Genomic DNA, 13,676 nt, shown 5'->3' with positions numbered 1-13,676 from the left:
TACATTTTTTGTTATCTGAATGCACGCAAAAATAATAATTTGCAGTACTTTTGCAAATTGTTTTTCAGAATATTAACGAGAACTATATAAATAGATTATGTTGACAGCAAAAGAAATCCGTGAATCCTTCAAGCAATTCTTCGCTTCTAAGGAACACCAGATCGTGCCTTCCGCTCCAATGGTGGTAAAGGGTGACCCCACGTTGATGTTTACGAACGCGGGAATGAATCAGTTTAAAGATATTATCTTGGGCAACGTGCCCCGTAAGTATCCTCGTGTCGCGGACTCTCAGAAATGTCTTCGTGTTAGCGGTAAGCATAACGATTTAGAGGAGGTAGGGCATGATACCTATCATCATACGATGTTTGAGATGCTCGGAAACTGGTCGTTCGGAGATTATTTTAAGAAAGAGGCGATCAACTGGGCTTGGGAATACTTGGTAGAGGTATTGAAGCTGAATCCGGAGCGTTTATATGCCACCGTATTCGAGGGAAGCCCTGCCGAAGGCTTAGATCGTGATAACGAAGCTGCTGGTTATTGGGAGCAATATTTACCGAAAGATCATATTCTGAACGGTAACAAACATGATAACTTCTGGGAAATGGGGGACACGGGTCCTTGCGGTCCCTGTTCCGAGATCCATATCGACCTTCGTTCGGACGAGGAGCGTGCGGCGGTCAGCGGCGCCGATATGGTAAATAAGGATCATCCGCAGGTAATCGAGATCTGGAACCTTGTGTTCATGCAATTCAACCGCAAGGCCGACGGCTCTTTGGAACCGCTGCCGGCTAAGGTAATCGATACCGGTATGGGATTCGAGCGTCTGTGCATGGCATTGCAGGGTAAGACCTCAAATTATGATACGGACGTATTCCAACCGATTATCAAGGTAATCGCGGGAATGGCGGGTACGACTTACGGTACGGATAAACAGCAAGATATCGCTATGCGTGTGATCGCCGATCATATCCGTACGATCGCTTTCGCTATCACGGACGGACAGTTGCCTTCCAACGCTAAGGCCGGTTATGTAATCCGTCGTATCTTGCGGCGTGCCGTTCGTTACGGTTATACGTTCTTGGATCGCAAGGAAGCGTTTATGTATAAGCTTTTGCCCGTATTGATCGAGACGATGGGCGACGCTTATCCGGAATTGATCGCTCAGAAAACCTTGATTGAGAAGGTTATCAAGGAGGAGGAAGAATCTTTCCTTCGTACCTTGGAAACCGGTATCCGTTTGCTGGATAAGAAAATGGAGGAGACGAAGGCTGCGGGCAAGACAGTCTTGAATGGCGTAGATGCCTTTACATTATATGATACCTACGGATTCCCGTTGGACTTGACGGAATTGATTCTTCGTGAGAACGGCATGGAAGCCGATATCGAGGAGTTCAATAAGGCTATGCAGAAGCAGAAAGAGCGTGCCCGTAACGCCGCCGCTATCGAGACAGGCGACTGGATCACGCTGAAAGAGGGTGAATGTAAGTTCGTGGGTTATGATTTGTTCGAATGCGAGGCAGAGATCTTGCGTTATCGCCAGATCAAACAAAAGAATAAAGTATTATACCAGATCGTTCTGGATCAAACCCCGTTCTATGCGGAAATGGGTGGACAGGTCGGTGATACGGGTTGGTTGATCGCCGACGACGAGAAGATCGACGTGATCGATACGAAACGAGAGAATAATTTGCCGGTTCATTTGGTAGCGAAACTCCCGAAAGATGTGACAGCTACTTTTACTGCGAAGATCAACGAGAAAAAGCGTATCCAGTGTGAGTGTAACCACTCTGCCACGCACCTTTTGCATGAGGCGTTGCGTGAGGTATTAGGTACGCACGTAGAGCAGAAAGGTTCGTATGTTTCGCCTGATTCTTTACGTTTCGACTTCTCTCATTTCCAAAAAGTGACGGACGAGGAAATCCGTAAGGTGGAAATATTGGTTGGAGAGAAGATCCGTGCGAACTTCCCGTTGGAAGAGCATCGCAATATGCCAATCGCCGAAGCAAAGGCGCTAGGGGCTATGGCTTTGTTCGGTGAGAAATATGGCGATGAGGTACGTGTCGTGAAATACGGAAGCTCCGTGGAGCTATGTGGTGGTACGCATATCCCGGCAACCGGTATGATCGGTTCTTTGCACGTGATAGGAGAGAGCTCTATCGCCGCAGGTGTCCGTCGTATAGAGGCGGTTACGGCCGAGGGCGCCGAGCAATTCGTATATGCCCAGCAAGATCTGATCCGTGAGTTGCGTGCGTTGATGAACCATATGCCGAATTTGGCGCAAGCGATGAAAAAGTCTATCGAGGAGAACGCGGAGATGAAGAAACAGATCGAGGATTATATTCGTGAGAAGTCTATGCGTTTGAAAGAGGAGATCGTGGCGAAAGCTTCGGAGAGCAATGGTATCAAGGTTATGCAGTTCGTTGGTAAGGCAAATGCGGACGCTATGAAGAACGTGGCTTTCCAGATCAAGGCGGAGACAACCGATAGCTTTGTCTTTGTTGCCGGTATCATTGACGATAACAAATGCACGCTCATGCTTATGTTAAGCGATGATTTGGTGAAAGAGGGCTTGCATGCCGGTAAGATCGTAAAAGAGGCCGCTAAGCATATCCAAGGCGGTGGTGGTGGACAACCCCATTTCGCTACGGCCGGCGGTAAGAACATGGAGGGCCTTTCTATTGCGGTTGGCGCTGTGAAAGAGGCTGTTGGAGTACAATAAAATCGGTTCGGAAGAAATTGACTTTTCTTTCGGACGCAATGATAGATTCCTTCGGATCGAATAAGAATTCCATCCGAAGGAATTTTTTTATGTCGTTTTGATAATCGGAATACATGTTTTACCTTTGTGGTCTAAGGTTTTAAATAAAAAAGATATGTCAGAGCAAAAAGTGGTTATTTGCAAGGACCTGAAATCGGAACTGCAAGATTTTCTCTTCTCTCTAAAATACGATAAGTTGTTCATCCTTATGGATACGAATACCAAAGAGAAATGTTTTCCCTTGGTAGAGGATATACCGGCCTTTCAAAAGGCGCCGATTCTCGTGATGGAAGCGGGTGATATGAATAAGGGTTTTGTCTCTTTAGCCCAGATATGGACAGCTTTGTCGAATGAGGGGGCTTCCCGTAACTCCTTGCTGGTGAATTTGGGTGGCGGTATGATTACGGATATGGGTGGTTTTGCCGGCGCTACTTTCAAGCGGGGCATCCGTACGATCAATATCCCTACGACCTTGATGGCGTCCGTCGATGCTGCGGTTGGCGGTAAGACAGGTATAAACTTCAATGGGTTGAAGAACGAGGTCGGTTCTTTTTATCCCCCCTTGTGTGTATTCATCGATTGCGATTTCTTGCGCACGTTGGATCGCGATAATATCCTTTCCGGTTATGCGGAGATGATCAAGCACGGGTTGATTAGTTCGATGGAGAATTATGCGTCTGTCATGCTTTTTGATATTGACACCATGAATTATTCGTATTTGAATAGTTTGGTAGGCCAGTCGGTCGCCGTGAAAGAGCGGATCGTAGAGGAAGATCCCAAGGAACAAGGTATTCGTAAGGCATTGAATTTCGGTCATACGATCGGCCACGCTTTCGAGAGCTTGTCTTTCCTGAAAATGCGTCCGATCTTGCATGGTCATGCGGTAGCGGCGGGTATCGTGAGCGAGCTTTACCTCTCGCATAAGCAGTGTGGCTTCCCGATGGAGAAATTGAGTCAAGTCGTTTATTATATAAAAGAGTATTATCCGGCGCTCTTCTTTGACTGCACGGACTACGATACCTTATATGAGTTAATGACACATGATAAAAAGAATGAGGGCGGTATCATCAACTTCACTTTACTGAAAAATGTAGGAGATGTCCGTATCAACCAATCGGTCACCAAGGAAAAAATCTTGGAGTCTCTTGATTTTTATCGTGAAAGTTTTGGCATTTAACGGAAAAAAACTACCTTTGCACCCGTAAAATAAAAGCGGGATGTAGCTCAGCCCGGTTAGAGTACGCGTCTGGGGGGCGTGTGGTCGCTGGTTCGAATCCAGTCATCCCGACTAAAGCTGAGATAAAAGGAGTTAAGTCTATGGCTTAACTCCTTTTTTTGCTCTCTACCACTTTCCTAAAACAATGAGGCAGTAGAAATTCCGACTCATCCGATATTCATGGGGGATAGCCTTAAATCATGACAACAGATTAAAATTGATATATTTCCCTTTGAATTTAGTGCGGTCATTCCAGCCTATTTTAGCCATTATTTCTGTTAATGGTTGCTTAGTGCCGACTTATCGGTGCATGCTCTGTGAGTTCAAAGTCTTTTGGGTCACGATTGTTTATCGGAGTAGGGAGGCCTAGCTGTTTGATAGAGTGCCATTGGCTGCTGAAGTGAATAACTAACGGTTTGTCGAATGAATAACTAGCGGCTATATATAGCCGCTAACTAACGGCTCGGGAAGTGAATAACTGATCACTTGGAAAGCCTTCTACGGCCTGCGAAATCAAGTATGCGCTAACCTAGAGGAGGATTTTTGGAAATTATATTATATATGTACACGTACATTAAAGAATATGATATATGTGAATAGGTTTTAGTAATACATACCAATAATATCAAGGACTGATTTATCTAATAAAACGGCTAGTATAAACGATCGTTTTAATTCGTCATTTGCAAAGGTACGCGTTTCTTTGATACCTGCAACCCTTCCGGGCTATTTTTTTCATCCCTTATTCTCTTTCTTATCAATAGGATAGCCTATCCTTTACGAAACAACCGATTCCTTCAACGAACTTCTCTTTTTACTCCTCGAAAAACGCAAGATTTAGACGATGGTCTAGACTAGTCGTTTTGGTATGGCGAAGGATAATTAAAGAGTTGAGAGATATTTAATTAACACTATTATTAATATTTAAATTAGAGATTATGAACAAGAGAATTTCTACTATGTTTGCGTCGTTCTTGCTTATGGCAGGTGTGGCGTTTGCTGCGGATGGAACTACTTATTCTCAGAAAGAAGCTAAGCCAACAGAAGGTCTGAAAGTCTATTTGGGAAATGAAGAGGGTACATCTTTCTTGAAATCTGCGAAAGTGACGGACGCTGCTTATAAGTTTGCGAATACCGTTACAGAAGGCGAAGCTGGTGTCTTCACGGTTACAGGCGTAAAGACCGAGAATGGTAAATTGATGTTTAAACTGGTAGACGCTGCTGGAAAGGTGGTTTATGGTAAGGAAGGATCCACGGTTGTTGAGGCCGCTGGCGAGGATGATGTGAAGAAAGGTTATTGTTGGTTTACTTATGATGACAATAATACCTCTGATAACTATAATGATGATAAAATTACATTAGGAGGTAAAACTTTGGCTTATGATATGGCTACTGCCGCAAATGTAGCAAAAATGCTTATCGCTAAAAAAGGAACAACCTCTAGTGATTTGAACAGCAATCTTTCCGGTAAGGGTTTCTCTTTTAAATTCCCGAACGCCGCTTCCGAGGCTGACGTGAATCCGTTTGGAGAGCAGATGTTCGCTATCGACGCTTCTACTGTTAATTCTACATTGGAGTTAGGTGAGACTGAGGTTTCCGGCGAGTGTTTCGTTGTAGCTAACGCAGCCGGTTTGAAGTTGGCTAAAGAGGGTGGTGTAACCGCGGATAACTTGAAAGCCGCTACTTTCATCGTATTGAACCCGAACGCTACATTCGGTATCACGAGCTTGGATGCTGCTAAAGGTGAGGGTTTCGGTTTCACTACCGTAAAGGGCGAGAAACTGAACGCTACCAATGTTAAGAAAGACGGTAAAATCGCTTTCATGAACGCTATCTATAGTGTTTCTGAAAATGACTTGGCAAACAAGGCTGGTCAATATACGATCAAGATGACAGGTGTGAAGGTAACGAAGGGCACAGATGAGAACTTTGGTTCAGAGTTAGCTGTTTATGTAGGAGCTTATTCCTTGACCACTGGTGGTTTGAAGACTTATATCACTACGAAGGGTTCCACTGATAAGCTTTCCTTGGCCCAGACTACAGGAAATACATGGGCAAAGGCTTCTGATCTGTTGAAGACTGACGGTGCCGCTATCTATAATATCTACTTCACAGGAACTAAACCTGCCGATGGTGAAGAAGGTGAGTCTTTGTATGGTAAATATTTGGTTTCTACGTATGCGAAAACTGAAGAGCCTCGTGCTACCGCTTCTTTCTCTAAGGAGGCTTTGGCTCCTGCTAAGGTTGACTTGAAGGCTCCTGTTGCACAATGGGTAATTGTAAGTATGCAGGGGTCCGGTGCTGTTACGTTTAAGAATCTTGAGACGAATGAAACGTTTAATGCTAATTTGTATAAGACAGACAAGGCTGGAATTTATCAAGCCGTAAAGACTTCGGTTGGTGATATTCCTGCCGAGAATATCAAATTAGTTGCCGTAAGCGCTAATGATGGCTTCTTGGCTCTTTCTGACGCTCAATTGAAGCAAAAGGCTCAGTTGGTATTTAATGGCGAATCCTCTGTTGCCGTAGAGAAAGTGTATATGAACTATAATACCAATGATTCTAAATTTGAGCCGGTAAGTGATGCCGCTAAGAGCTACGCTTGGAGCTTGGAGAAGGCAGAGGCTGTTAAAAATAATGTTGAGTACATCTATTTGAAGGATGACGAGGTGGCTAAGAAGAAAGCGGATATGTTGACTATTCAAGCTTACTATTTGGTTGACGATAAGAAGGGTTTGAAGCATGAGAATTCTGATTATAAGTTGGTTGATCACAACGATAAGAAAGCGGACAATCTTTCTCGCTTGGTATTCAAGAAGAACGTTGACGGCACTTATTCCGTAATTTGCTTGGATGATGCTCTTAACGCTGACGAGGCTGCCGATAATTATAATGACGTTGTCAAGGCTGACGCTAAAATGTTGAAAGTGGATGTGAATACTCCTAGCTTCGATGAAGTTCTAGTTGGTGCGGAAAAGGCGGATTATGCGAAAGTAGTGGTAGATTTCTTCCAGATGGGTGCTAGCTTGGATGCTGTTCCGAGACATGCGACATTGGATAGTGAGGAAGGTTCAATCTCCTTGAAGGAAAATAAGAATGGTATCCTTGAGGGTATCATTGGCGCAGAAGGTCTGACTTTCTGGTTGGATACGGCAGATAGTAAGGCAGAGCTTCCTTCTTTCTATATCTCTAAAGGTATCGCTGAAGGTGACTCCGTTGCTCCGGTAAGAAATTTCTTGTATTTCGCTCAAGACTCATTACGTTATTGGAATGAGGCTCATGCTGAGTTTACTTATGATGAGAACTATGGTTTGGAAGGTACTTATGGAGCTGAAGCTGATGAGAATACAGATGTTAAAGCCATTTTCCGTCCGGCCACTTTAGCAGGTGTCGATACGATCAATACAACTGTAAACGGAAAGAATGTGGTTGTTGCGGCAGAAGCTAAGGAAGATGTTTGCCTTGGAGGTATAAATAACTTCAAATTTTATATCACGAAGTTGGATGGTGCTTACTCGGTGAGACCGGTAGATCAACCTACAAAATATTTGTATGCGTTGAACGGTAAGTTAGGCTTTACTACTGATACTTCTAAAGCGTTGCCGGTAACAGTAGGTGAGGGTAATCCTACATCTAATGAGTCTATCGATAACTCTGCGTCTTCTTCTATCGTAGTAACAGGCAACGCCGGTTCCGTAACGATCCAAGGCGCTCAAGGCGAGACTGCTTATGTTCGCAACTTGTTGGGTATGCCGTTGGCAGAGACAGTTGTCACTTCCGATAACGCTACGATCGCTGTTCCTGCTGGAATCGTTCTTGTAACGGTTGGCGACGAGACTGTAAAGGTTGTCGTTAAATAAGACATGTAAAGGAATAATGAAAAGATAAATCGAAAATCATTCCCGTGCGGATTATCCAAGTACCCCGAGAGGGCGAACAGGCGGGAATGGATTAATATTAATACTAAAGTAATAAATTAAAGTTCATCCGTAAGTACTTCCGTGAGGATGGAAACGGATAAAAGACAAGGGGAGACGGTATTACACTGTTTCCCCTTATTTGTTGATAAGGATGGGTAAGGGCTTTGTTAGCGAAATGGACGGTATTCGATCTTTTTAATCGATATAAGGCAGATATCGTGACACACCATTTTTGAGAGAGGTATAAAGTAGGGGAGATCGGAGGGGTATAAATAGCCTTTTTCATACAAAAGGACCGCTTTTTATACACGACAGGCGGTAAAAGGCAACACGACTAGTGGTGTTTGGCAACGCCAGTAGTGCCGTTGGGCATCGTAAACAGTCATGAATAGGGTTGTTAGTACTCATGAATGGGCATCGTAACCCTGTTATATCCCTGTCGTAACTCAATGAGATAGCCCGGATAAGCTATAGGATATGAATTAGGATGAATTAAATTCGCTAGGATAAAAGGCTGTTTTTAATTAATGCGGTATAAGACAAATGATTGCTAATATTTTTTCTCGTATTTGGGGATAAGCTGTACGTTTGCCCGAAAAAAGTGATTCTCTGGCAGTTGAGTTTACAAATTGACAAAATGCCAAGGCCTCCGTTTATGAGTTTATAGGATGTAGGATAATATCCTATCTAAATAATCTTGCCGTTTATAGCCTGTTGGAAAATCGTTTCCACCCCATAGGTTATACTTCTCTAATGTCTTAAATCTATCGTCCATACTCGAAACTTTTGCGTAAAAGTACAAAAGTTTCGAATGAACTCGAAACTTTTCCCGTTAAGAATGGGATATACCCTCAAAAAAATAACGGCAACCGCCTTCCGCCGAAAGCCGAGTTGCCGTTCAAAGTTAGGAATAAGGTTTGGTTTGTTCCTTTGTAATGATTTTAACATTAATATGTAATGAGAGTTTTCTACATTTTATCGATACAAAAGTAAATGCCACTTGTTACGATTTGATTACGGGAGTGTTACATTTTTAGTAAAGGTCTCGCCAAATCGGTTGATAACCTTGATCTGTACGTCTTTGACTCCGGCTGAAGGGTGGCAACGGAATAAGTGCGATGTATGATATCCGGAAGGTTTTCCGTGCATGTCGATATAGTCTTGGTCTTCATCATCGAATTGCTCCATGCAACCTTTCTCTATGCCGTTTTCGCTCCATGTAACTTGGTAGGTCGGGTCCCAATCCCATACGTTCACCACTAGGTAATCCGCTTGCGATTTGAACTCATTCGGCCTATAAACCCTGAATTGATAATCCGAATCATGGCCGGTTGCCTTATAATACCAAGTAGCGGCATTCCCTTTCACCTCAACGACCAGATAACCGTTCGGGGCGCCGCACCGATTTACATGGCCGGCCCACCAAGCTCCGCAAGCGGCTCCGATATTATGCTCGTACAGATTCGGTGTGACTTGGTTGTTCTCGAAGAAATGCGTATGCCCGGCGAAGATATGGACATTATAAGGGCTGACGATCTCTTTCAGGCTCTCAGCGTCCTCGGCGTTTCCTCCCCCTTTATCCGTCTGGTTGAATACCGGGGCATGTACGTTGATAAATACAAGTGTTCCGGGTTTAACGTAACTCAGGTCGTTTTTCAGCCATTCCAGTTGTTCCTTTCCGAAGCGTTCGTCATATTTCTTGTCTTTATAATAATCAATATCTTTTAAGGTGATGATATGTGCATCCCCGACATTGAACGAATAATTGTAAGGGCCGAAATGATCCTCGTAGATACGCTCCGCATAGCTCTCCTCGGTTACCTTTTGATTGGATAAGGCCGGGTAACGTAAGTCGTGGTCGTGATTGCCGATCACGGAGAACATCGGGATGCCTAAGACCGAGACCGCTTCCTTATAAGGAGTGAATAAATCCATGCGATCCCAAGTAATGTCTCCCAGCGCCATACCGTAGACCTCTTTTCCTTGGTAGCGCTCTATAGTCTGCTTCAAGTCGGGGATGGTCTCTTCACGGAAACGTTTCATCTGCCGTTCGTCGATGGTCTGAGGATCGGAGATTGCCAAGTAGACAAACCCGTCGATTGGCTGTTTCCTAGGGGTGAGCGTAAAATCATGTTCATTGATCTCCTTACTTTTATCAAGTTGCTGATAGAAAAGATCCGGTATACCTTTTGTTTGCTCGATCTCGTAGTCACCCGGTACGGAGAGGTAGACAAAGCGGCTTTTGTCCAGATTCGAATCTAGGCTATATTCTCCCCGCTCATTTGTTTGCGTGAAATTATAACCATCCGTAACGACTACGCCTTGTAGCGGTTTACCTGCCGTATCGGATACGATGCCTCTTACGGTAGCGGCTTGCGCTATCCAAGTGGATAACGCAAGTAAAAGCGTGAATGATAAGAATTGTCTCTTCATCGTAATTTTTTTTATGATTTGAATATAGAATATGTTAGTTAGAATTTATAACGTACGCCGATTTGAATCTGCCAAGGGTTTCCGTTCATATTGGATACACCCGTGTTTTTGTTTACGTTATATACGTATTGCTTCTTCTCCGCGTCAAAACTCTTGATGGAGTAGATATTCTGCTTGCCTAGATTATGTCCGGCACCCCAGTCCTTGTTCAGCATATTCAGGAAATTGAAAAAGTCTATCGAGGCCTCGATGGAATGAGTCTTATAGATCTTGAAGTTCTTGTTCAAGCGCAAATCGAAAGTACCGTAGAAGCCATTTACGCCACCGTTACGCTCGGCAACCTTCCCATAGTTTTTACGGATATAATCTTTTACGCTCTTCTCCGCTTCCGGATTGTCCAAGATCGCTTGGATACCCTCACGAAGATATTGAGGCGTATTACTATCGTTCGGGTCATAAATATAAGCCAAGTCGTTGGATGATACGAAATCACCGTTCATATTACCACTAACCGCTAAAGAGTAGCGGGTTCCACCGATCCCGGAGAAACGCAAGCCTACGCTGATTCCCCAGAAAGAAGGAGCCGTACCGTAGAATACGACCTTATGGCGGAATTGGTTGTCCGAGTAAGTCATGGTACTCAAATCACGAGGATCATCTTTTACCATCAAGGCTAGGGTCGCTGTATTCGCTACGTTACCGTTGTAAGAGGTGTTATCCTTGGAATCGTTCCACGTATAGCTGAAAGAAAGCTCGCCATCCTTGAAATAACGCCAAGTTCCATCTACAACGAACGCGTATTGGTTGATTTTTCCATCGCTGATTAATTCCAGCACACGGCCTACCTTATCACTTTTACGTCCTTGCATCCAGTCGGTCGCTCCGTTCTCGGTATTGATACTCTCGGCGGGGACGAACACGCCACGATTCCCCTCGGCAGCGATACGGAAGTAAGGCTCGTCCACCATATTACGGTCTACGTACATATAATTATGGCGTGCCCAGTTGGCGTAAGCACTGATACCTACCCGCAAGCGATCGGAGAAGAAATGCGTGTAGCTGGCGTTCAACTTATATACTACCGGTACACGGGCATCCTTACTATTCATATTGATCGTGCTGATCTTTTGGATATTCGGGTTGTTGAATAAATCAACGCCCGGAGCGGTAGAAGGGTCTTTTCGGTATGCCGGGAAATTCGGTGTCGGAACCAAATTGCCTTGTATATCCACGGACGCTACCTTCGTACCATCGAACAGCATATTGTTGATCATCGAATAGTTGTTTAAATCCGAACCGAAGATACCGGCGCCAAGGCGGATAATATCTTGATGTTTATCATTCACGTCCCACGTGAATTGAACGCGGGGTTGCAACTGGAAGGTGGAGATTACGTTGTCCGTACGTAAGCCTAGTTCGTCATAAACGGTCTGGTTAAAGTTCGCGTGGTTGAAATAGCGGGTATAATCCGCACGGATACCGGCCATGACCTCGAATCCGGTGAAAAGCTTCGTTTGTAATTGTCCGTAGATAGCGGAGTTCAAGGTATTCATCTTTACGGTAGGATCATCTACCAAGGCGATTTCCCGGGCATAGCGGTAAGGAGTCATATTCTCGAAATTATCCAGTCCCGTGAAATAAAACCGTCCGTTCATCTCACTGCCGTAGAGTGATTTCATATTGGTGTACATGAAGTCCGCTCCGAATGTATAGTTGATGCGGTCCGTATTATAATACATATTGTCTACCAATTGAAGTACATTATCCTTGAAATGTTCGGGAGCGTAGCGTTGACCTCCAAGTTGGATGGAAGTGTACATGCTCTTGTCACCAGATATAGATTCCACGTTCTCTACGATTGCTCTTGGGATATTAGAGCTTGGCAATTGCTTGTTCGGAGTCGTGGCCTCGTAAACCAAGAAATGTTGAAGCTTCAACTCGTTGGTCAGCTTTGGGCTTAATACCGAGCGTAAGGTAGCGAGTAAGCTGTTGTTATGCGATTTGCGGTCGATCCAAACCTCGTAAAGATTGATACTGGAGTTATCGCTCTCGCTCTGTTTATTATCCTCGTTGATGAAATTATTGCGAATGGTTAACAAGTTGGTTGCGTTTAACTGCCAGTCGATACGTGCGAAGACCGCGTTCGTCTGCTTCTTCTTACCGAACTCCCCGAATTGAGGGTCATTTGAGACTCCGTATTTAGTACGGGCGATATCCAGATAACGGTCTAGCGTAGATTGAGTGACATTATAGCGAGACTCGTCCACCGCCGTCTTGATATCCGCTATATAAATCGGACGGGAATCCTGTTGGTGATCCCATACGACATAGAAATGCGCACGGTCTTTCACGATCGGACCTCCCAAAGAGAAACCATATTGATAGGTAGAGAAGTCGGAAGTCGATTTATTTCCCCGTATATCATAGGAGCTGGATAACCAATCGGCACGACCGAATCCGAATACACTTCCGGTGAAAGTATTGGTTCCTGATTTCGTAACAGCGCTCACGGTACCGCCCCCGGAACGTCCGTTGGTCACGTCATATTGATTGGTTACCACCTCAAACTCGCGGACGGCTTCCATGGATATCGTATAAGCGCCGGAAGTCGTTCCGCTCGCTACGGTTCCTTTAGCCGTCATACCGTCGATGGTGTAATTCGTTGAGGATGATAATTGCCCGGCGATATTTCCTCCGCTACTCAATGGCGAGAGATCCATCAGGGATGTGAAGTTACGGCCGTTTACCGGAAGCTTCGTGATATTTTGAGCGGAGATAGATGTTGCCGCGCCGATCTTCGGAACCATGTTCTTCAAGGAATTAGCGACTACCTCGACAGCTTGGATCTCCACCGATTCCTCCGCTAGCTTGAAATCCACTCGAAGCATATCCCCTTGGTTCAATGCGTATCCTGTCTTTTTCTGTTCCCCATAACCGATATAAGAAGCTGTAACGGTATAAGGAGAACCTAGCGGAAGCTGCTTGATGGTGTATTCTCCTTTATCGTTCGTGATAGAGCCCGTGAAGAATCCGGTAGATTCATTCTTGACTTGGATCGTGGCCCCGATCACTGATTCCCCTTTATTATCCACGACCGTACCGGTGATAATGGCTTGCGTTCCTTGCGCGAATAGGAGAGCCGGTAAGCAATTAAAAAATAACAAACAGGCAAGTAACCTGCAAGTAATGCGTTTGTTAAACATCCTCATAACAATCTTTTTAAAATTAAACCTAAATATCTTTTACGGCGCAAAAGTAAGTGTCCCGTTTTGCAAAGAGATTACATCCGTGTGTAGGTTTAAATAAAGAAAAAAGCCTAATGAAGGATATCCATTAGGCTCAACGAGAA

General features: G+C 44.5%; 5 protein-coding genes and 1 tRNA gene. 4 read left to right on the top strand and 2 right to left on the bottom strand.

Annotated features, from left to right (window positions below; all coding sequences use genetic code 11):
* Nucleotides 1-97: 97 nt before the first annotated feature.
* From alaS to ACESPU_RS11835, 4 genes are all read left to right on the top strand, one after another.
* Nucleotides 98-2,719, top strand: a complete 2,622-nt coding sequence (gene alaS, locus ACESPU_RS11850; protein WP_036615111.1) for an alanine--tRNA ligase — start codon at nucleotides 98-100, stop codon at nucleotides 2,717-2,719.
* A gap of 154 nt (nucleotides 2,720-2,873) precedes the next feature.
* On the top strand, nucleotides 2,874-3,935 hold the full coding sequence (aroB, locus tag ACESPU_RS11845; RefSeq protein WP_005866899.1) for a 3-dehydroquinate synthase: 1,062 nt from the start codon (nucleotides 2,874-2,876) through the stop codon (nucleotides 3,933-3,935).
* A 36-nt stretch (nucleotides 3,936-3,971) separates the two neighbouring features.
* Nucleotides 3,972-4,046 (top strand) — tRNA-Pro (locus ACESPU_RS11840).
* A gap of 866 nt (nucleotides 4,047-4,912) precedes the next feature.
* Nucleotides 4,913-7,834, top strand: a complete 2,922-nt coding sequence (locus ACESPU_RS11835; RefSeq protein ID WP_373133380.1) for a DUF6383 domain-containing protein — start codon at nucleotides 4,913-4,915, stop codon at nucleotides 7,832-7,834.
* A gap of 1,074 nt (nucleotides 7,835-8,908) precedes the next feature.
* On the opposite strand, the gene ACESPU_RS11830 is transcribed toward ACESPU_RS11835, so the two are convergent.
* Complete coding sequence (locus ACESPU_RS11830; RefSeq protein ID WP_373133379.1) at nucleotides 8,909-10,327, bottom strand: calcineurin-like phosphoesterase C-terminal domain-containing protein; 1,419 nt, start codon at nucleotides 10,325-10,327, stop codon at nucleotides 8,909-8,911.
* A 38-nt stretch (nucleotides 10,328-10,365) separates the two neighbouring features.
* Nucleotides 10,366-13,536 (bottom strand): TonB-dependent receptor, encoded by a 3,171-nt coding sequence (locus ACESPU_RS11825; protein WP_158532571.1) that lies wholly within the window; start codon nucleotides 13,534-13,536, stop codon nucleotides 10,366-10,368.
* Between the last annotated feature and the right edge of the window lie 140 nt (nucleotides 13,537-13,676).

Source organism: Parabacteroides sp. 20_3 (genome assembly GCF_964238835.1).
Taxonomy (GTDB): domain Bacteria; phylum Bacteroidota; class Bacteroidia; order Bacteroidales; family Tannerellaceae; genus Parabacteroides; species Parabacteroides distasonis.
Note: the sequence above shows the minus strand (reverse complement) of the source record. Positions and strands in the feature narration are given on the sequence as shown.

What these genes read in the sequence shown, in the direction of transcription:
- alaS (WP_036615111.1), top strand. Translation starts at nt 98, where the DNA reads ATGTTGACAGCAAAAGAAATCCGTGAATCCTTCAAGCAATTCTTCGCT.
- aroB (WP_005866899.1), top strand. Translation starts at nt 2,874, where the DNA reads ATGTCAGAGCAAAAAGTGGTTATTTGCAAGGACCTGAAATCGGAACTG.
- ACESPU_RS11835 (WP_373133380.1), top strand. Translation starts at nt 4,913, where the DNA reads ATGAACAAGAGAATTTCTACTATGTTTGCGTCGTTCTTGCTTATGGCA.
- ACESPU_RS11830 (WP_373133379.1), bottom strand. Translation starts at nt 10,327, where the DNA reads ATGAAGAGACAATTCTTATCATTCACGCTTTTACTTGCGTTATCCACT.
- ACESPU_RS11825 (WP_158532571.1), bottom strand. Translation starts at nt 13,536, where the DNA reads ATGAGGATGTTTAACAAACGCATTACTTGCAGGTTACTTGCCTGTTTG.